The sequence below is a fragment of the Paenibacillus sp. 1SOY10 genome (genome assembly GCF_056836745.1).
Map to the genome: position 1 here is coordinate 775711 of NZ_JBXENK010000001.1, position 20974 is coordinate 796684.

Consider the following 20974-nt stretch of genomic DNA (forward strand, 5'->3'; position numbering starts at 1 on the left):
TTTACTCCTCAATAAATAACTTAGTATTAAACTTATAAGTATCCATAAAACCGTCTAAAATTTCTTTGAAAATCCTCTTATTGTCTTCAACCATTTCAATGGGTTCAAATATTGAATATGCCCCATGACTTAATAGGTTTGTCATTCGCAAATGAATGGTACCATCTAAATCTGTTTCATCTTGTTTAATGCATGATGAAAATTTATCAAAACCGTGAAAAGCTGCCGTTTTTTCAAGAATGTTCCTAAGAATATTGAAGTGATATGTATATAGCTTCCCGGAGTCTGCAACTTTTTTCAATTGTTTTAGTAATTCGATATGATGAAAAAAAGGGGTGTCCCCTGTATCACGAGTAAAGTATTTACCAGTATCATCTTTTTTACCAAGAAATCGCTTTGCAGTACTGTCTCGCTTTAACTCGTTGTACATTACATTGAAAAATAATGCATGGTGTGTAGAAACAACCATTCTCATATCACTCATCTTAATTAGTTGTGCAAGGTGACAAGCTACCGCGATAGCGTTGTTATCGTCTAATGAAGAAATTGGATCATCAATATAAATATATTTTACCCAGTCATATGCAGGATCTTTATCGATTGCCAATTGAGCAATGGCAAGAAAAAAGCTCCAGATAAAAATATTTTCTTCCCCGCGGGAAATTTTTATATATTCTTCTCGTTTTGTAGTATTGCGTATTTGAACATCACGAGAAAAAACCACGTACAAATCATCATAATCTATTCTAAAATCAAAATCAGCATAAATTCTTAAAAAATCACGAATGCGGGTATCCATTTCGAGCTCTTTTATGCCATTAAAAAAACGAGATTCTTTGTTTAACATTAATACACGCTGTGTATCACTCTCCAAATCATTATTCCATGTAAAAAGGTCTTCGGTGAAAGCATTATAATAAAGAGTATCAGCTGTTTTTTCCTCAGTGTTGCGAATAGTTTTTTTACCTAAATCTTTAAACATGCAGGAGAGTCTTGTTTTTCCGGTCCCATTGTGAGCAAAGATTAAATAACACTTTTTATCACCAAGTGTATCACGCATATTTTGTGCTAATTTTTTTAGATTAGGAAAAGTTCTGCTGGTCATCTCCCAACCTCCTCAATGGAAGGGAACAGTCCTTGCATCAAGCCTTTTTTATGAGTCTTCAAAGCTTCGATTTTATCTGTCTGTGAGGCTATAAGTTTATCCAAGGTAGAGAGGCATTCAGTGATTTTTTTTTGTTCTTTTTCATTTTCCGGCATATAAAAAACATATTTTTTCAATTGTGTTCCATTAATTGAGTTTATAGTCGCACCCAAATCAGCCTTTACTTGCCTTTCATATGCTCTTGTTTGAAGAAGCTGAAAGACAAATTGAGGATTTTGTACTCTTAACACTGTCATAAACGCACCGTGTGTACATAGAGGCATATTTTTAGGTATAATGGCATTTTTTCCTATCAAAGTTTTTGAACCGTTACGTACACAAATTAATATATCGCCCTCTAAAGACAGATTTGCACCACTAATATCTGTCCTTACATAAACATTGTCATTTAATGAAATTACACTATTTTTAATATTGGACGATCTCAGTACAAGCAATCCTGTTTCTCTTACATCATTTGGACTATATGTTAACCCTGAGACAAGCTCACCCATTTCACCAAGAGTCTTCTTAGTCCACTCACCACAATGCCTAAACTCCGGGAATCTCCATTCAGGAAGATTTGTGCCTTCGGAGGGAAACAACTTCTGCATCAAGCCTTTTTTTTGCATTTTAAAAACTGACAACTTTTTATCCTCCGCGGTAATGAGATCATCAAGGGAAGATAGGCAGTCGGATATTTCTTGTTGTTCAGCAAGATTGGGTAAGGCAACAGGCATATTCCATAAATGTTTTGTATCAACACTTAGTGATCCATGGGCGCGGGCACCAACTTCAATATACTTTCGAAGCCATGAACCATGGTAGTTGTTATGAAAGAGGTAGTCAAAAAACCTTGGATTACAATCAATATCAGTAATACGAAAACAAGTAAAAATGCTATTGGGTAAAGCTGCCTCTTCATACTCTTTAAGCATTGAAATATAACCTTCTGGGAATTGTTTAGTTGCGCTTTTGTTATAAGCAAAATCATCTTTCTTTATTACATAATAATTTTTATAAGCACTTCCAGCAATTTCACGACCAAACTTTTCAATTTGAGGCACCAGACCTACACCAGCAGTAACACTCATAAGTATATATTTATTTGTTCCGGCACGTTCATTTATAGCAACAATTAAGTTACCAAGCTTATCAATATTCCAAGCTGGATAATCTTTAAATCGACAAAATCTCAATTTAGGTAATATGGTATTTTTTTTATTACTCATATGCCTTTAACCCCACAATCTCACGTCCATTTGCTAACTTTTTCAGTAGAGGTATCAAATCTTCCATCAGTTCCAATTCCTTTTTTGTTCTGTCTCTCCAGCCAAGACCGAGAGGCTCTAACAAATCGCTTAACTTCTCACCATCAAAAATCATACGCTCCAAAATTTTATCAACAAATGCATGTAATGAGTCCGGCTCTATAGCATGTTTATTTGCAACAGCATCCAATTCTTCAGCTGATTTTTCTGCCTTGAATTTTTGAAAGTCTTTCCTTATGGATTTTTCATCCAATCCCTTGCCTACTTCCAAAGTGTTGATATATTCTTCTATATCTTCTCGTTCATCCATCAAGTTGGAAGTTGATGATATAAGGTCAATCAATTCTTTCTTAGTCATTTTTTCTTTTTTAGGAACATTAAGCTGTGTGTATTTTGAAATCAGCGACATGATATAATCATAGTCAATGATTGCGGAGGAAAATAAAACAAACTCAAAGTCAAGTTGTTCAATCTCTGGGGCTTTATCCGCATTTTTTTTACCTTGCTGCGCTTTTAACCTCTGAGCAGTTTCAATATATGCCCCGCGAAATGCGCGCAAAGTGTCCTCAGGCAGCAATTTCTCAATAACTGCTGTTTGACCTTCTTTGATATCTGTATATTGGTCTAGTTGCGTTTTAAGGCGTTGTATCTCTTTGAATTTATCAATAAACTCTGCACGTGCTGTATCACCCTTCAGGTTGCTTACTTCTTCCGGTTTACACCCCAACCCATTTAAAAACATGAATTTTTCAAGCTCGGCAACAGCCTTATCCAACTTTTCAATCACGGCAGAAGCAGGATCAACAAGCCAAATTTCTTTTACTTTCTCACTCTTTTCTGTTCCAGAAAAGAGTTTGATTGCATCATCGACCTCATTTTCTAGCCCTCTAAAGTCTATAATGTTACCATATGGCTTTGTGGGATTTAGAACACGATTTGTTCTTGAAAAAGCCTGAATTAAGCCGTGCTGCTTTAAGTTTTTATCGACATACAGCGTATTTAAATACTTGGAATCAAAGCCAGTTAACAGCATGTCCACAACAATAGTGATATCAATTTTGTTTTTGTGCGGATAATCTGCATTCGTAAATTGTTGGTCTTTAATACGTTTTTGTACATCCTGATAATACAGGTCAAATTCGTTTATACTATGATTCGTACCATATTGGGTGTTGTAATCAGCAATAATGGCTTTAAGCGATGCTTTTTTTATATCAGGCTCCTGCTCGTTGTCTGCTTTTTCTTGTGCAAGGTCTTCTTGAAGCTGCTTCACATCTTTATTACCCTCAGCAGGTGGAGAAAAAACGCAAGCAATATTTAGTGAATTAAATTTTTTATCTCCACTATTTTTCAGTTCTTCTTGTAGTATTTTAAACAGTTCAAAATACTTGATTGCATCATTAATCGAAGCTGTTGCAAAGAGTGTATTGTACCGTCTGTTGTATGTTGCTGCATCATGCTTTGATAAGATTGCTTCGATAACGGCTTGCTTATACTCTTCAGAGGAAACTTTGGCAACCTTCTTACCATCTTCTGGTTTGAAATAATCGATATGAAAACGCAATACATTACCATCGTCAATTGCATTTGTGATAGTGTAAGCATGAAGTTCTTGCTGAAAAACATCTTTTGTTGTTCTGTAAGAGCCCACAGTACCATCAATATTCTTATATGTGGAGTTTTCTTCAAAAATTGGCGTTCCGGTAAAGCCAAAAAGCTGAGCTTTTGGAAAAAAAGTCTTTATTGCATCATGATTATCTCCAAACTGGGAACGATGACATTCATCAAATATAATTGCCATTCTTTTATCTCTGAGTTTCTCTAATCTTTCTTTAAAGGTTAGTTCACCTTTTTTCTTTTTCTCTTGGTTACGCCTACTGTCCTCATCAAGGGCTAATCCAAGCTTTTGGATGGTAGTAACAATTACCTTGTCTTTATAGTCGTCAGAAGTAAGGCGCCTCACCAATCTTTCGGTATTTGTGTTTTCCTCAACGCAGCCCTCTTGGAACTTATTAAATTCTAAGCGTGTTTGTCTATCAAGATCTTTTCTGTCCACCACAAATAAACATTTTTCAATTTCGGGATTGTCCTTTAAAAGTGTAGATGCTTTAAAAGAAGTGAGCGTTTTTCCACTCCCAGTAGTATGCCAAATATAGCCGTTGCCACGATTTTGTTCAATGCAATCCATAATCGCCTTAACAGCATAAATCTGATAAGGACGCATAATCATCAGTTTTTGTTCACTTACAACAAGAACCATATATCTGCTAATTAATTGCCCAAGGGTACATTTGAGCAAAAATCTATCCGCAAATTCATACAGATTCGTTATCTTTTTATTTTTCTTATCTGCAAACTCATAAATTGGCAAAAACCTTTCATCCGCATCAAAGCAAAAGTGTTCTTTGTGGTTATTGGCAAAATAGTATGTTTTTGTTTCATTGCTTACGATGAATAGCTGCATAAAACAAAGAAGCGAATTGGTGTATCCATTGCCTTGATCATTTTTATAATCTACAATCTGCTCCATTGCTTTTTTGGGTGTAATTTGTAGAGCCTTTAATTCAATTTGAACAACAGGAACACCGTTAATGAGAATAATAACATCATATCGATGATTACTGTTGTCTGTATTTATACGCAACTGATTTATCACTTCAAATTCATTTTTACACCAATCTTTGATGTTTACAAGGGTATACTGTAGTGGCGTGTCATCATCTCGTTTGAAAGTATTTATTTCTCGTAATGTTTTAGCCGCGACAAATACATCCGCAGTAATAATGCTATCCCTGAGGCGTGCAAATTCAGAATCGCTTAACTTAACACGATTCAATCTCTCAAAATGTTCTCTGAAATTAGCCTCAATGGAGACTTTATCTCGAATGTCTTCTCGATATGTATACTTTAAATCTTGTAGTTTTTGAATAAAGTTTACTTCGATTTGCTTTTCAGATTTCATATTTTATCTCCTCATATTTTCCAAGGACTGCATGTCTATTTTGTTCAAAAAACAACTCAATCTGTTCAGAACTTATATTTCTCTTTTCTTTAAAATATGAAGAGCAGTACGATTTGGTTTTGTAAAGCTATCTTTAACAATTCATCCATATAACTTTCGCGTAGTAGCATCTATAAAGAACTACATTACATTGTATCACATCCTATGAACTACAGTAAGAATACGTTTTAGGCTGGTAAACAAAAGGGGTATTTTCCGTATTGATTTTGCTTTTATCGAATTGTTCTTATTGTAAAAAGCGCTTAGAACTGAACGGATCAGGTGCGGCTAATGAGGGGTCTTAGGGGCAATGCCCCTAACAAGCGAATATGGCCATCCATATTCAGTGCTTGCTGAAACACAAGACAGCAGCCTTGTGTATTAAAATTCCTAACCTGACGAGAAAAATGTAAAGGCCTGAATAATTCCATTGACTTTTTGTCCTGACAATAATATATTATTGTCAGGACAAAAATCGAGGTGAAGACATGTCCTCTAAAAAGGTGGGGCGTCCTCCATCTGACAAGCCCAAAAGCAAAACGATTGAGATTCGTGTCGATGAGGAAACAATGAGTAAGCTTGATGCTTCTGCTGAAAAGCTGAATACGTCACGTTCTGCAATTGTGCGCAAAGGGATTGAAAAGGTGTATGACGAACTCCAAAAATAAAGAAGGAAGCAGCGTGAGTCCGACGAAGAACACCGCTACTTCCTATCCCGCAACCGCTTGGATAAGCGACTGCATAAATATCCTACCATGTGCAGGAATCTCATTCAAGCGATGCGATGATAATAATGGGAGGATGAATATGAAAACCATTTTAGAAGCCTTGTATCGCGGACAAATTAACCCCGACGAGATCATTGTTCCGTCTCAGCCAGAATACCGTTCTATAAGCCAACAAGTGTCAGCGAAGACGCTGCATTGGCGTGAACGATTAGGTGAGGAAGTATTTCGTGAGCTAGAGGAATATTTTGACCTGTGCGATAGCGCAAATAGTATGCATGTGGAAGCTGCTTTCCTTCACGGGTTCAAGTTGGGAGCGAACCTTCTTATCGAGGTTATGAGCAATCGGGAGAAGTTGGTTCCAAATGCAGCTTCGAGTATGCCATTATGATGATAATACCGACATGCTAACCGTTATTGATGCGGACAGTATTATTTACCACTATCCCTGCTATAAAATTGAAAATGCTTAGAAATGCATTATGCTCAGGCGATTACCAGAGAAATGATGATGTACAGGGATTGAGTAAAATGCTGACTATATATTAAATATGAGAAGCGAATGTAGCAGTAACCTTCAGTCCATTCAATTTCAAATGGGCTAATCTTGAAGGCAAGATGCTGCTTGTTCGCTTCTCTTTTTTTGGTCTCCCAAATTCGCTTGTCAGGGTACGCCCCTAATCCCCCACCTATCATTAACAAATCCCGCTCCAACTTCTATTTCCCCCTACCCCAATACCCCATCCCGCGTCACCACACCAAACGCCTTCGCCAAGTCCGCCAGCTCCGAATCGGTAATGACTTGCTTGATGGCCCTTCCGCCGATCAGGTTGTAGACGGTTGCCGCTTTCTCTACGGTCTCGATCAGGCCGAAGGTTTCGTCCATGGTAGCGCCTGTGCCAAAGATGCCGTGATGCGGCCAGATGACAATGCGGTAGTCCTTCATTTTCTTGGCCGTTTCCCGGCCGATCTCATTACTGCCCGGAACCATCCAAGGCAGGATGCTTACGCCTTCCGGGAAGACCACAAGACATTCGGTACACATCTGCCACAGCGTCTTGGTGAACTTCCGTTCATCCAACTCATGAGTAAAGGTCATGGCAATGAGATTCGTAGCATGGGTATGCATCACGATGCGATGCTTGGGGTCTACCTTCAAACGCTCAATATGGCTCATAAAATGAGAGGCTAACTCACTGGTAGGTCTTGCGTCGTTACGTAGCCCCCACAGAATTTCTACTTGCTCTCCGTTAGCAGATACACGAACCACACCCAGGTTGGCTTCCGGGTCCTTGATCACGTTTCGGAAATACTTGCCCGATCCGGTGACAATAAAGTATTTGCCTGCCAGTTCCTTGACCGGGAAAGCCAGTTCCAGAGAGCGTAAGGAACTGCGGATATCCATGTACTTGGCGACTTCCTCTTCATCCAGCAAATAGCTGATATTGCCACCATTCAGCTCATCCCAGCCCAAGGTCCACAGATGATGAGTAATCTCCGTCATTTCCTGAATAAAAGGAGCTTCTGTGCTTCCGATATAGCCGGACGTTTCACTTAAAGCTATTGTCATGATTTCTTCTCTCTCCTTAATTAATCGATAATAGCTATATTAGTTGAACTAAAGAAAGGCAACACAAGCAAGCGAGAAAAATGATTCTGAAGAAGCGGAGCGTTCGCCTTTGGGAATGGATTTCTACCTTATAAGAATTTATTGAATAAAAGAAATCCATGAGCAACAGCGATCGTAAGAACATTTTCTCGTCTGCTTCTTTGCTTTAATCATAAGTTCAACTTATATAGTTTATCTCTTGAGCAATACTTCCTGTTCGTGCTGCTTGACCTCGTTAAGCCATTGTTCCCTGACAGGTACGCCTTGCGAAGCACAATAATAATCCCATACGGCTCCGAATGGATAGGATTTAAATTCTTCAACCAAAGCCAAGCGAGAAGTGTAGTCGCCCGCCAGTTCAATCTGCCGGAGTTCTTCTAGCGGCTCCAGCATAGCTCGCAGCAACGCCTTGATCGTGTTCCGCGTTCCAATCACCCAGGCGGCCAGATGATTGATACTGCCGTCAAAGAAATCGAGGCCCAGGCTTGTCTTCGGCAATAAATCTCCCCGAACCAGTTCACGTGCGATCTCCAGCAATTCATCATCCATAGTCACAACATGATCGCTATCCCAACGAACCGGACGGCTGACATGCAGCAGCAAATGCTTGTTGAATAATAGAATCGACGACAGCTTGTTGCTGATGACCTCCGTAGGATGAAAATGCCCTGCATCTAGGGTAATCGCCTTACCACGCGATATGCCGTATCCCATATAGAACTCATGCGAGCCTACGACATAGCTCTCCGAGCCGATGCCGAACAGCTTGCTCTCCACGCCATCTATATTAAATTGTTCATCAATCGGTTCGCTGAAAATTTCGTCGAGCGAAGCGGCCAGCCGTTGTCTTGGTGCCAGACGATCCACCGGTGTATCCTTGTAGCCATCCGGTACCCAAAAATTCGTGAAGCACGTCTGACCCAACTCACGGCCGAAATGCTCGGCAATCTTGCGGGATGCCTTGCCATGACGTATCCAGAACTCGCGAATCTCATCGTTCGCATGACTCAAGGTGAACCCATCCGCCGCATTCGGGTGAGAGAAATATGTAGGGTTAAAATCAAGACCCAAGCCCTGCTCCTTCGCCCAATCCACCCATTTCTGGAAATGGCGCGGCTCTAGCTCATCCAGATCAACCTGCTCATCCGTATCTGCGTAGATAGCATGCAGATTGACCTTATGCTTACCTGGAATAAGGGATAACGCCTTCTCCAGATCCTCACGCAGCTCTTGTGGAGTGCTTGCCCGGCCTGGATAGCTGCCTGTGACGGCAATGCCGCCGCTAAGCTCCTTGTCAGAGAACAGAAAGCCTCGCACATCATCCCCCTGCCAGCAATGCAGAGAAATTTTGACCTCAGCGAGTTTCTTTAAGACTTGATCTACATCAATACCATGGGATTCATATAACTTCTTGGCTTCGTTATAGCTGTTCATTATGCTCTGATCCATGCGATTCGTCCCCTTTCTTCTATTGCACATCTTCCTATTTAATGGTTCCGGACTTCGGCTGTCTTGTTCACTTTGTTCCAGCGCTCGACGATTCGCCCCAAATCCTGAATCGGCTCCGGCTTGTAATATCTAATATCAAATGAGTTCAAAATGACTTCTCGTGCGTCCTTCATATCCGGTAGGATATCGCTACTAATCATCTGTACAGCCAAATTCCCTAGCGCGGTTGACTCGGTGGGTCCCGCCGAAACTTCCCGTTCCAGCACATTCGCAGTAAGCTGACAGAGTAATTCATTGTTCGCTCCCCCGCCAACGATTTGCAGCAGATCAATGGATTGGCCGATCAACTGCTCCAGTTCCTCCAAATAACTGCGGTAGGACAAGGCCAGACTGTCAAAAATACAGCGTGCCACTTGCCCGATGCTCTCCGGAACAGGCTCGCCAAGCTGCTCGCAGGCCCTGTGAATTTCCTCAATCATATGCTCCGGGTGCAGAAATCTGTCATGATTACATGGAATCAAGCTGCGAAAGGGCTCAGCCGTCGCCGCCATTTCAGCTAACTCTGCAAAGCTGTACCTATTCCCATCCAGCAGCCGCACCTCCTGAATCAGCCAAAGTCCCATAATGTTCTTCAGGAAACGGAATGTCCCATACGCTCCCCATTCGTTGGTATAATTCGCAGCCATAGCCCGGGCATGATTCAGCGGCTGCTCCAGCTCAACCCCCAGCAGCGACCAGGTTCCGCTGCTAAGATAGGCGGCATGACGCCCCTTGGCCGCCGGGGTGCCAAGCACCGCGGAAGCGGTATCATGAGTAGCCACAACAATAACGCGACACTCCGGCAGATGGTACTGCTCCATTAGCTCTGGTCGAAGCGAGCCAAGCTCAATGCCCGGCTCGATTAATCCCGGGAACTGCTCCTTGCGCAAGCCAAGCAGTTCCAACAGCTCGGTATCATAGTCACGCGTATCCAGATTCAATAACTGCATCGTTGAAGCATTCGTCGCTTCGTTTCCTTTTTTCCCAGTTAACAAATAATATAAATAATCCGGCACCATCAGGAGGCTATCCGTACGGGACAGCTCGTCACGATCATGCACATACAACTGATATAGCGTATTAAAATTCAACTGCTGAATGCCCGTCTTACCGTACACCGTTGCAGGCGAAATCTCTTCGGCTAGACGCTCCATCGCATGCTCTGTCCGGCGGTCGCGGTAAGCGTAGACCTCCTGAATTCGGTGGCCTGAGTGATCCAGCAGTACATAATCTACAGCCCAGGTGTCAATTCCCAGCGTGCATTGCTCGACTCCCTCCGCCTTTGCCTGCTCAAGCCCGGTGATAATCTCACCAAACAGGTAGTCGATATCCCAAAAGCAAGAGCCGTCCCGCTCATGGAACCCGTTGGCAAAACGATGGATTTCTCTTAATTTGATGTTACCGTCCTGAAGCGTTCCCAGCACCAATCTTCCGCTAGAAGCGCCGATATCAATGGCCATATGATAGGTCATAGAATACTCTCCCGGTTTATGTTTTATATTTCTATCCTATTCGCGCCATTCTTTGTTGTCAACGATTTAAAGATTATTTTTGTTGTTTTTATTTGTTTTATGATCATTATAAGTCAATGTAACATCAAAAATCTTTGTTCTTGTTGCAAACACAGAAAATTTATTCCATACTTAATGAAAAGCAGGTGTCAGAAAGGAAATGTTATGTTAGCTGCCGAAAGACGAAAGAAAATTATAGAGTTGGCGCATCAGGAAAAAAGAGTGCTGGTATCCGTTCTCAGCCGCATGTTTGATGTCACTGAAGAGACCATCCGCCGCGATCTGGAGAAGCTGGAGAAGGAAGGCATTGTCACCAGGACTTACGGAGGGGCTATGCTGAACCGGCATACGAATGAAGACCTTCCGTTTACCGCTCGCAATATTATGAATACGGAGATCAAGCAAGATATCGCGATCAAGGCGATGGAGTTAATCAATGAAGGCGACACGATGATGGTAGACCCCAGCTCCACCTCATTTGAATTGTTGAAGCTGTTGATCAATAAGAACAACCTGACCGTAATCACGAATTCCGTTCATATTTTGAATGACTTCTCCGGATCAGAGATGAACATTGTCTCCACAGGCGGCCATTTGAGACCACGCTCGTCGTCCCTCGTCGGTCCGGTGGCCCACCATACACTGCAACGCTACAACGTAGATAAGGCGATCATCAGCTGCAAAGGCATGGACCTGGACAAAGGAATTACGGAGTCCAATGAGCCTGAATGTGAGTTAAAAAAATATATGCTCCAGCAGTCCGACAAAGTCATTCTGCTTGCGGATCATACCAAGTTTGATAAAGTGGCCTTTACCGTGCTGAGTGACCTGGAACGAGTGGATTATCTGGTTACGGATCAGAAGCCATCTGAACCTTGGATACGCAGATTGGCAGAGCTGAATATTGAGTTGATTTATTGACTCAACGGTATACCCTGTCGAGAGGACTCGAACCTCGATGGGGGGGAGGGTCAACCCGGACAAGTTAAAGAGAATCAGGCAAAAATCATTTCCCTATAGGGCCGAACTGAAAAACGTATAAAATTAAGGAACTCCAGCGTTTCTCATCGCCTGTTCTTAATGTCATAAGTTTTCTCGGTAAATCACCAAAAGTGAACAAAATTGGACATCTAAAAGAAAACGTAGAGAGCAACACCTAAAGCAGCCTTGCCCGACTTTCAACTGACAAACTATAGAGTAGCCTAACGCTTGGGAACAGCGAGCGTGGTCAGATACAGTGGATATTTCTACAAACATGGTTGATCCAAAGACGGGCAAATATGACGAACTGCCTCATATTGGGCCTGGAAATATCGAGTCTTTTACAGGAATTTTAAGAAATGTAAGATATGTGCGAGAAGAAAGTCTGATAAGTAGTAAATTTCACTTTCGTAGTGGTGATATTATTTATAGTAAAATAAGGCCTAATTTAGCAAAATATGCACTTATAAATTTTGAAGGATTAGCCAGTGCTGATGCATATGTTCTTAACTCAAAAAATGGCTTAGAACAGTACTTTTTATACAGAATCTTACAGAACAAAGACTTTTATGATTATTCTGTTTCTGTTTCACAACGGACAGGTATGCCAAAAATAAACCGAGAAGAATTAAATAAATATAAATTCCTTATGCCCTGTTCGAAAGAACAAACTGCTATCGGCAATTTTTTCAGTACCCTCGACGAGACTATCACTCTGTATAAGCGTAAGCTGGAAGGGCTGCATAAATTGAAAAAAGGCTACTTGCAGCAGATGTTTCCACAAGCCGGGGGGCGTGTACCGCGAGTTAGGTTTGATGGGTTTAGCGGGGAGTGGGAAAACCAAAAATTAGGTAATATTTCAATGAAAGTATTGGAAAAGAACAAAAATAATCACTTTAGCGAAACTTTCACTAATTCCGCAGAACACGGCATAGTCACTCAAAAAGATTTTTTTTATAAGGACATATCCAACTTTAAAAATTTAGATAGTTATTTTATAGTGAATCCTGATGATTTTGTATATAATCCTAGAATTTCAAATTTCGCCCCTGTTGGCCCGATTAAAAGAAATAAACTTGGACGAGTAGGGGTGATGTCTCCATTGTATTATGTTTTTCGAGTGCTTAAGGGCGATCATACTTATATAGAAAAATATTTTGAAAGTGTTTATTGGCATGAGTTCATGAAGATGAACGGCGATAATGGAGTGCGTTCAGATAGGTTTAACATAAAAGACAGCGTTCTTGAAGAGATGCCTATTCCATTTCCGAGCGTTAAGGAACAAACTGTAATTGGTAATTTCTTTCGCAATCTTGACGAACAAATAACCGCCCAAGTAGCAAAGCTCGAACGGCTTCAACAGCTAAAAACTGCTTACCTCAAAAAAATGTTTATATAGCTATTGAAGTCCTCCTGCATAATGGAGAGGGTACATTGCCACCAAATTATGTAGGAGGACTTTTACTGTGCACAACAAGAACAAAATTACGATTTTTCACAAGTATTTTACTGAATGGATTGAGGTGTACAAACTTGGAGCAGTACGCCCCATCACCTATAAAAAATACTTAATGACCTCACGACGGCTTACCGAGCTTGCTCCAAATCTAAAAATCTGCGAGCTTGATAAACGAACTTACCAGGCCCTTATTAATGAGTACGCCCAAACCCACGAGAAACAGACGACCATGGACTTCCATAACCATTTAAAAAGCGTTATATTGGATGCCATCGATGAGGGCCTTCTCACAACAGACCCTACCCGCAAGGCTATTATAAAAGGTAAACCGCCTGTTGATAAGAAACCGAAATTTTTGAGCCAGTTTGAACTTCAAGCTTTGCTTAAAAATCTCACCTTACTGGATAAACCAAACTGGGACTGGCTTATTCTGCTTATTTCAAAGACTGGGTTAAGATTTTCAGAAGCGCTAGCTCTGACCCCAAGTGATTTTGATTTAGTCCAACAAAAAATAAAAATTACAAAAACATGGAATTACAAAAATGCTAGTGGTGGATTCGGAGAAACTAAAAATTTTTCTTCAAAACGAACTCTGCCGATTGACCCGCAACTCTGCATACAGTTTTCTAAACTGGTTCATGGCTTACCCGAAGATGAGCCAATTTTCGTAAGCGGAAGAGTTTTCAATTCTACGGTTAACAGTCGTTTAAAAAAGCTGTGCAAAAAAGCTGGTGTGCCCGTAATTTCTTTGCACAGCCTCAGACACACCCATGCCTCACTTTTAATTTTCGCCGGCGTATCCATTGCTAGTATCGCCAAGAGGTTGGGACATTCCAGCGTAACCACTACGCAGGAAACATATCTACATATCATTCAGGAATTAGAGAATCAAGATAACGATAAAATTGTACGGCATTTATCGGCTCTCATATAAACATTCTTTGCATATACGCCGCCTTAAGCTTTTTTAGCTGTTCGAGATTTACAGCTTGGGCGGTTATTTGCTCGTCCAGAACAAGTAAAAAGTCACCAATGGCAGCTTGCTCATTGCTGCACGGTACTGTTACATATATTTCTTTCAACAGGGGGAACTTTAAATTCCATGTATCTGAAGTTAATCCTTGTGAGAATGAATGAAAAATTTCAATAATTTTAGCCAATTTGAACATATACGAAATAAACAACGAATTTATTCCCTCTTTGGGTGTAATAACCGTATACGCAGGGCTTAAAATACCGGAGTAATTTGAGACGCCGCTTGCACCTTGCCACATTCGCATGGAGTTATACGCAATATCTCCTACCGATACTTTTTTATAATTGGATTTATTCGCACTCGAATTATCTTTACGTTCTAATTCACTTGCCCTTATTACGCCAGAATTTATTGTAACAGAAATCAATTCGCCTTCAGAACTTCTTTCGTTACGCTCTTTGAATAATTCTCCCAGCTTCTTCTCCTTCCACTCCACGCTAAACCCACCAAACCTAACACGTGGTACACGTGCCCCCGCTTGTGGAAACATCTGCTGCAAGTAGCCTTTTTTCAATTTATGCAGCCCTTCCAGCTTACGCTTATACAGAGTGATAGTCTCGTCGAGGGTACGGAATACTGATCCGATTTTCGCTTGTTCATCACTATTCATAGGTACTCCAATTTCAACTTTCGCTAAGTCATTTGAGTTAATTGTAGGATAACTTGTACCATTACTTCTATCTAGGACAGTTTTAACGAATAACTCTTCTTGCACACGGCTAAGCAAAAAATAACTATTAATACTTGGTCTTATCTGTGCATAGCCAGTTGAGAAAACATAGTTATTATAAGGTAAATCATATAAATAATTGTTTTTTTGATAAGGACGAACTGTTTGAAAAAAGACATCTCCTCTTTGTGCTAACCGTTGTGCTCTGGAAGGTGCAGATTCTTTTGATTCAGTACGATGAGTAATCAATTCAGTACCTACAACAGATTCCAAATCAATGTATTCAAACTCGTCTGGCAATATTGATTTAGGATTTAATTCAGCGATCTCCCCCAGCTTTCGCTGTTCCCAAGCGTCAGTGAAACCATTAAATCGGATTTCAGGTACTAAATGTTTGTTTTTTGTCATGATCACTACCACCTCAAATAAAAATTCGCTTTGTTGCCTCAATAAGCTCTTTAGTTTCATCAGTCATAGCAAGCTCATCAAGCAAGGCTAAAAATTCCGTTTCTTTTTGTTTTATTTGCAAATTTAAGTCCAGCATTTCACGTCCCAGTGCAACAATGTCAATTTGCTCTTCTTCCTCGAAAGTATCTACATAGCGAGGAATGTTGAGATTGTAGTCATTCGCCACGATCTCATCAAAATTTGCTAAATGTGCGTATTTAGTAATTTCTTCACGCTTTTTATAGGCATCAACAATTGTTGAAATATTTTGCTGACATAAGATATTTTGATTCTTCTGTTTTTCATAATCGTTAGAAGCATCAATGAAAAGCACATCACGACTCGCACGGTTTTTCTTCAAGATAAGCACAACCGTTGGTATGCTTGTTCCATAGAAAATATTAGCTGGCAAGCCGATTACAGCTTCTATTGCGCCCATTTCAAGAAGCACCTTGCGAATAACGCCCTCGGCAGCACCACGGAACAAAACACCATGCGGCAGTACAATTCCCATCGTGCCACTGTCTTTTAGGTGGTAGTAGCCATGTAGCAAGAACGCAAAATCGGCTTTGGATTTTGGTGCGAGTTTTCCATATTGTTCGAAACGTGGATCACTTAAAAACTTTTCGGAAGCACTCCAATTTGCAGAGTATGGAGGATTCATAACAACCGCGTTGAAAAGGAATGGTTCGTCTGTCGGCCAATCTGCATCTAACGTATCACCATTATTGAGCCGCATTTGCTCACGATCAACGTTGTGTAAAATTAAATTCATTCGAGCGAGATTGTACGTGGTGGTGTTTAGCTCTTGTCCGTGAAAATAGACCTTTTCCGGATTACTCAGAAACTGACGGATATTCAACATCAGCGAGCCCGAACCCATAGCCGGGTCGTAAATATGGAATGGTGCTAGTTCCTCTTGCCCGATACTAACAATCTTTGAAATAATTTTCGAAACAGCTTGCGGGGTATAGAATTCTCCTGCTTTCTTGCCTGCTCCTGCGGCAAATTGGGCAATAAGGTATTCATAAGCATCGCCAATAACATCCCCTTCATGCCCAAACAAGTCTATCTCATCTAAAGCTTTTATAACCTCCATGATGGTTGTATTTTTTTGCTGTGCGTGTGATCCGAGCTTCGTAGAGTTTAGGTCAACATCATCAAACAAGCTTTCAAAATTTTCACCTTGACGAGAAAGCTCGATAAAGGCAGTCTGCAAATCGTCTATTTGAAATTCATATTGTGATGCTTTATTACGGAGAAGTAAAAAGAGATACTGCGGCTCTATAAAATACCCAAGTTTGCGGTGCATGGTGTTCTTTAACTCTTCGACATCATCGTTATACCAATCCATAAGCTCGTCAAATTGTATGTCACGAGATGGGTATTCTTCGGGTTTTCCGTTTGCTTCTTCGTACACAGCGCGTAGCTCTAAGTCGGAAAGATACTTATAAAAAACAAGACCGAGCAAATAATTTTTATACTCGCTCGCATCCATTTTCCCTCTAAGAATATCGGCGCTTGCCCATAATTGTTGCTCTAGATGGCTCATATATTTACTTCCTTCCTATAGACAGATTATTTAAAAGTTGGTTGCAGGCATAAACATTAATTTGCGCTTACATTATTCGTAGACCAGTTGAATTTCTGTACGGCGCTTTTTAACTCTTCTTTCTTGTTTACATTATCTAATATGCTGGTGACTAAAGTATACAATGCTCCAAAGTACTCAAGTGCATCTTCCTCGCTTCCATCGCCATGTATTATTTCGCTAAGCTGCCTGAAAAGCTCATATCCGTTTGTAGAGAAAGAGACTGGGATAATTGAGTGCTGCTGATCGACCTCTTTCAATATGTCAGAAAAAGGACGTCTCTTCCCATTTGTTGTATGAATAATGATGTTATTGGCATTTGCAATGCTATAGGTTATAGATTCATATACCTTTCTTAGATATATAACTGCACCTGAACCAAGTTCATCTCTGTATGCTCGCTTTGCTTTTTCTAGCCATTCACTAAATTCTCCATATTTCTCAAACTGCAGCTTAACATTTTCGGTTAATTTTTCTCTAAAATGCAATATGCGTACTTTAGGTGACTGATACCGAAAATCCTCTTCAGCTTCGACTAAAAACCAGGTATGGACAACTGAACCACAATTGCAATGCAAAATGCAATCAATGCTAATGACTTGTTTATTTACAACAATTCCTCGAAGCTCTTGCCCTTTAATAGAATTAAAAGTGCGTAAATCTTCACATTCTGTACAGTAGTAATTCAGAGATATTTGTCCAGCATCCAAAATGATATGTTTCCCAATTAGGAGGGAGATATCGTCCTCATTCTCATCGCTATATTCATAGTCTTCGCTTTCTTCTGGAATCCAGAACGTGTCGACTTGTTGGTAATCCTCCGCTGGCGGTTTTCTCAATAGTTTACTCAAATCCATATCATGCCCACCCTCTAACACTCATCTCTTAGTGGTAGTAATTTTTCATCTAAAATATTTTTCCAATACTGCTCTATAACGAGAAGACGCTTTCTATATTTTTCGTTAAATGTAGCCTCAAAATCATCTTTGCTTAAGCTTGATGCTTCGCTTATTACATTGACAAAGGGCACAATCCCACTATTTGGACGATACTCGTTAAAGCTGGTTTGCAGGTTAGCTATAGGCACTTTCAATATCTCAGCAGTATTCTGTAGTATATTATCAATCTCTTCAGCGAAATAAGCTATCCAATCCTTTGTTGGTCGATTGTTGTCAATGATGTTTAAGATAGCGTTGTATATTACCTGAACGGATGCGTGTTTTGTATTAATCTCTTGCATGATTTTTTCGCGCAAAGCATTTTTATCTGTTTTATCCGTGGACTTCTGATATTTGCTCAGAAGCTGATTTATGTAGAAGCTATCAATGCGTTCCTCATGCACAGCCCTTTGTTCGCTCGTAAATTCAATGTCTTGGAGCAAGTTATCCATCTCGTCTCCAGTTTGACCCTCTAATTCGACTCGAATCTCGGCTTTCAAATTTTCACAATATCCTCTTTCCTTGGGAAGTGCTTTCGTAATATGTTCAAGTTTTGTATAATCCTCTTCGTAATTCTCATAGCTTTTTATGGCTCTTTGGATTTTTTCAAGTTTTTGATAGGCTCTTACTTGTTCAATCTTGTTTTTAATGTTATTGGAATCGCATTCCAATTTTTCTTTTGCTTGTTGAAGTTCCTCGTAGGCTTCTATATATCCAACTTTCACTTGGGCATATTCTTTCGGCACTAGGGCTTCCCAATTTTGCTGTTGGTTCGTAAATAGCCGGATGGCATCCTCCACATTTTTTCGCATAGTGGCAGGTTTTCGGAACAATACCACAATACCGTGCTCTTTCCCAGGCGCAATGCGATTGGTACGTGAAAATGCCTGTAGCAGCTTTTGATATTTCAGTTCCCGGTCAACATACAAAGTCTGTATCGTAGGCGCATCAAATCCCGTCAACAGACGGTCAACAACAATAACCATATCAAGCCATTTTCCGTCCTTTTGATATAAAGCATCTTTCCGTGCTAAGCGGTTATTAATATTTTTATTAAACAGATCGAGATCTGCGTAGTTCGTGCCAAAAACAGTATTGTATTCCTGCATAATGGCATTAACTTCTGCTTGCGCTTTGTTCATCTCACCTTGATTTTCGTTAATGGAATATGTAATGGTCACTCTTGGAAAATCAGGATCACGGAGTGTATGACGTTCATCTAACTCATGCCCATTTAACAGAGTTCCTTTTTTTTTCATTTTTTGTAGCTTATGATAAATAAGCTTGGCTTGAGTAATGGAGTGTGTTGTTAGAACAGCGCTCATAGTCGGATAGCCATTTATTACCTTAAAACGTTCTATCACGGATGAACGCTTAAATATTTTTTTTAGCATGGCTTCAATATAATCGTCACACTCAAATAATTCTCTGTCTTGTAATGCCTCTTTTTCAATATCTGTCATGTCGGCAAGCTTTTTGCTCGGATCGATCTTCGGGTATTTTCCTTTGACTGTTTTATACAAAAATTCTGCTTTACTATCCTCATTCAATAGGCAATGATATTCCACTTGAAAGTTCAAGACAGAATTATCGTCCATCGCGTTTTTCGTTGTGTATGCATGCAGTAAGTTGCCATACTGCTGTTTCGTTGTTCTTGCAAATGTTCCGTTTTCTTGTTTTTGGTTTTCATTAAAAATTGGCGTGCCAGTTAAACCAAACCATGTTGAGTTAGGCAGAAGTTTTTTAATCTCTTTCATCTGCTCATCGCTGACTGCACGATGACACTCATCTACTACAAAAACAATGTGTTCGCTTTTAAGCTTCTCAAATTTATTATTTTCCGTTTCTTTAGCATCTCTAACAGCCGCACTCAATTTTTGGATGGTTGTGACGATAATGGTGTTGTTATTTTTTTTACTTAGTAAGCTATTGCTTAGCTTACGTTGATTATCAACGCCGACAATTAGCGCATTCTCTGTAATATTGCCCGATGCCAAGCCTGTGTGAAACTCAGATGCAAATTTACTAAACTCATCTTTGGTTTGGCTGTCTAAATCTGTTCGATCAACAACCATAACGGTTCGGTCTACACCGATGGATGTCTGTGCTAAAAGCTTGGTTGCCACGAAACTTGTTATTGTTTTCCCTGAGCCAGTAGCATGCCAAATAAAGCCACCCTCATGCTTCGCCGCTTGACCAATAATCTTTTGAATAGCATGAACTTGATACGGTCTTAAAACCATCAAAAACTTATGGCTTTTCTGATCATCCACCAAAATAGTGAATTTGCTAATTAATTCGTGGGCAGTAGGGATACGTAAAACCTGCCTTGTGAAATCGTAAAGATTTTCGACGGGCTCATTATCCGACGTTCTCCAGTTGAACAGAAATTTCTTTGCGGCTTCAAAAGCTTTTGAGGTGTTAGCTACAGGTCGTGCAAAGTATTTCGTTGATACTTTGTTACTTATTACGAAAATTTGGGTAGTCGAAAAAATGCCATCAAAAAATCCAACTTCTGCATAACGCTGTATTTGCTCGAACGCTTGCATGTATCCATCTTTGGCAGATTCAGCTTTTAATTCAACATGAATAAGTGGCAAACCATTTATCAATAAGGTTACATCACCACGAGTATCAGTATTTGTATCTGGTGTAACTTGGTTTACCACTTCATAGCTTGAAATTCCGCCAGCAATATCCTTATTACTGAATAGCACAAGCGACACCCTGCCACGTTTCACATCTTCTCGCTCAACATGAATGGCAGCAACACCATTTTCACCTCGTAGCCATTGAGAAGCGTTAAAGGGAGTAGCTGTCAGTCGGCTAAATTCAACCTTTAGCTGTTCAAACTCTTTCTCTGTAAGCGGTACACCATCTAGTCGCGCCAGATTAATGCGATTGATATGTTTTCGCAAATTATCCCACAGAGCAGCTTCTGTTTTTAAATCACCACGATATGTCCATTGGTTTTCCCGTTTAGTTAAGATCTCAATGAAACTCTTTTCTGTTTGGGCTTCATAGTTCATTGATTAATCCTCCGTAATAAAATTTTTCTGACTTTTTACCGCCATGAAGACTATTTAATTTGGAATGATTGTAA

The 20974-nt window shown here is 40.2% G+C and carries 16 protein-coding genes; 5 read left to right on the forward strand and 11 right to left on the reverse strand.

Going from position 1 to position 20974, the window contains the following annotated elements; all coding sequences use genetic code 11:
- Position 1: 1 nt before the first annotated feature.
- Genes AC1VOR_RS03690 through AC1VOR_RS03700 form a run of 3 tightly spaced genes read right to left on the reverse strand, consistent with a single transcriptional unit; the run spans position 2 to position 5377 of the window.
- Positions 2-1105, reverse strand: coding sequence for an AAA family ATPase (locus tag AC1VOR_RS03690; RefSeq protein WP_482615918.1), 1104 nt, complete (start codon positions 1103-1105; stop codon positions 2-4).
- Positions 1102-2376: a restriction endonuclease subunit S gene (locus AC1VOR_RS03695; RefSeq protein ID WP_482615919.1), complete on the reverse strand. Its 1275-nt coding sequence runs from the start codon at positions 2374-2376 to the stop codon at positions 1102-1104. The genes AC1VOR_RS03690 and AC1VOR_RS03695 overlap by 4 nt, the downstream gene beginning before the upstream one ends.
- Positions 2369-5377, reverse strand: coding sequence for a type I restriction endonuclease subunit R (locus AC1VOR_RS03700; RefSeq protein ID WP_482615920.1), 3009 nt, complete (start codon positions 5375-5377; stop codon positions 2369-2371). Before AC1VOR_RS03700 ends, AC1VOR_RS03695 begins: the two co-directional genes overlap by 8 nt.
- Before the next feature lie 527 nt (positions 5378-5904).
- Here AC1VOR_RS03700 and AC1VOR_RS03705 point away from each other — a divergent pair.
- On the forward strand, positions 5905-6084 hold the full coding sequence (locus AC1VOR_RS03705; protein WP_182534716.1) for a ribbon-helix-helix protein, CopG family: 180 nt from the start codon (positions 5905-5907) through the stop codon (positions 6082-6084).
- Between the two features lie 139 nt (positions 6085-6223).
- Positions 6224-6532, forward strand: coding sequence for a DUF6809 family protein (locus tag AC1VOR_RS03710; protein ID WP_482615921.1), 309 nt, complete (start codon positions 6224-6226; stop codon positions 6530-6532).
- Between the two features lie 95 nt (positions 6533-6627).
- Here AC1VOR_RS03710 and AC1VOR_RS03715 read toward each other — a convergent pair whose 3' ends face one another.
- The 4 genes from AC1VOR_RS03715 to rhaB all read right to left on the reverse strand — a co-directional run bounded on the left by AC1VOR_RS03715 (position 6628) and on the right by rhaB (position 10710).
- Entirely contained in the window at positions 6628-6855 is a 228-nt protein-coding gene (locus AC1VOR_RS03715; RefSeq protein WP_482615922.1) for a hypothetical protein, read from the reverse strand.
- A gap of 13 nt (positions 6856-6868) precedes the next feature.
- Entirely contained in the window at positions 6869-7711 is an 843-nt protein-coding gene (rhaD, locus tag AC1VOR_RS03720; protein WP_482615923.1) for a rhamnulose-1-phosphate aldolase, read from the reverse strand.
- A 231-nt stretch (positions 7712-7942) separates the two neighbouring features.
- Positions 7943-9199 carry an L-rhamnose isomerase gene (gene rhaA, locus AC1VOR_RS03725; RefSeq protein ID WP_482615924.1) on the reverse strand — a complete coding sequence of 419 codons (1257 nt, stop codon included), beginning with the start codon at positions 9197-9199 and terminating at the stop codon, positions 7943-7945.
- Positions 9200-9237: 38 nt separating this feature from the next.
- The gene (gene rhaB, locus AC1VOR_RS03730) at positions 9238-10710 is read right to left on the reverse strand and encodes a rhamnulokinase (RefSeq protein ID WP_482615925.1); all 1473 of its coding nucleotides are present in this window, start codon (positions 10708-10710) and stop codon (positions 9238-9240) included.
- 204 nt (positions 10711-10914) lie between these two features.
- On the opposite strand from rhaB, the gene AC1VOR_RS03735 reads away from it, so the two are divergent.
- The 3 genes from AC1VOR_RS03735 (at position 10915) to AC1VOR_RS03745 (ending at position 14123) form a co-directional block, all read left to right on the forward strand.
- Positions 10915-11670: a DeoR/GlpR family DNA-binding transcription regulator gene (locus tag AC1VOR_RS03735; RefSeq protein WP_482615926.1), complete on the forward strand. Its 756-nt coding sequence runs from the start codon at positions 10915-10917 to the stop codon at positions 11668-11670.
- Positions 11671-11986: 316 nt separating this feature from the next.
- Positions 11987-13129 carry a restriction endonuclease subunit S gene (locus AC1VOR_RS03740; protein WP_482615927.1) on the forward strand — a complete coding sequence of 381 codons (1143 nt, stop codon included), beginning with the start codon at positions 11987-11989 and terminating at the stop codon, positions 13127-13129.
- 67 nt (positions 13130-13196) lie between these two features.
- Complete coding sequence (locus AC1VOR_RS03745) at positions 13197-14123, forward strand: tyrosine-type recombinase/integrase (RefSeq protein ID WP_482615928.1); 927 nt, start codon at positions 13197-13199, stop codon at positions 14121-14123.
- On the opposite strand, the gene AC1VOR_RS03750 is transcribed toward AC1VOR_RS03745, so the two are convergent.
- From AC1VOR_RS03750 to AC1VOR_RS03765, 4 genes are read right to left on the reverse strand one after another with little or no spacing between them, the layout of a single operon-like run.
- A complete protein-coding gene (locus AC1VOR_RS03750; RefSeq protein ID WP_482615929.1) occupies positions 14116-15303 on the reverse strand; it encodes a restriction endonuclease subunit S in 1188 nt (395 codons plus the stop codon). The two genes, AC1VOR_RS03745 and AC1VOR_RS03750, sit on opposite strands and share 8 nt — an antisense overlap.
- A 13-nt stretch (positions 15304-15316) precedes the next feature.
- On the reverse strand, positions 15317-16894 hold the full coding sequence (locus AC1VOR_RS03755) for a type I restriction-modification system subunit M (RefSeq protein ID WP_482615930.1): 1578 nt from the start codon (positions 16892-16894) through the stop codon (positions 15317-15319).
- 56 nt (positions 16895-16950) lie between these two features.
- Complete coding sequence (locus tag AC1VOR_RS03760) at positions 16951-17790, reverse strand: hypothetical protein (RefSeq protein ID WP_482615931.1); 840 nt, start codon at positions 17788-17790, stop codon at positions 16951-16953.
- Between the two features lie 14 nt (positions 17791-17804).
- Complete coding sequence (locus tag AC1VOR_RS03765) at positions 17805-20900, reverse strand: type I restriction endonuclease subunit R (protein ID WP_482615932.1); 3096 nt, start codon at positions 20898-20900, stop codon at positions 17805-17807.
- Positions 20901-20974 lie beyond the last annotated feature (74 nt).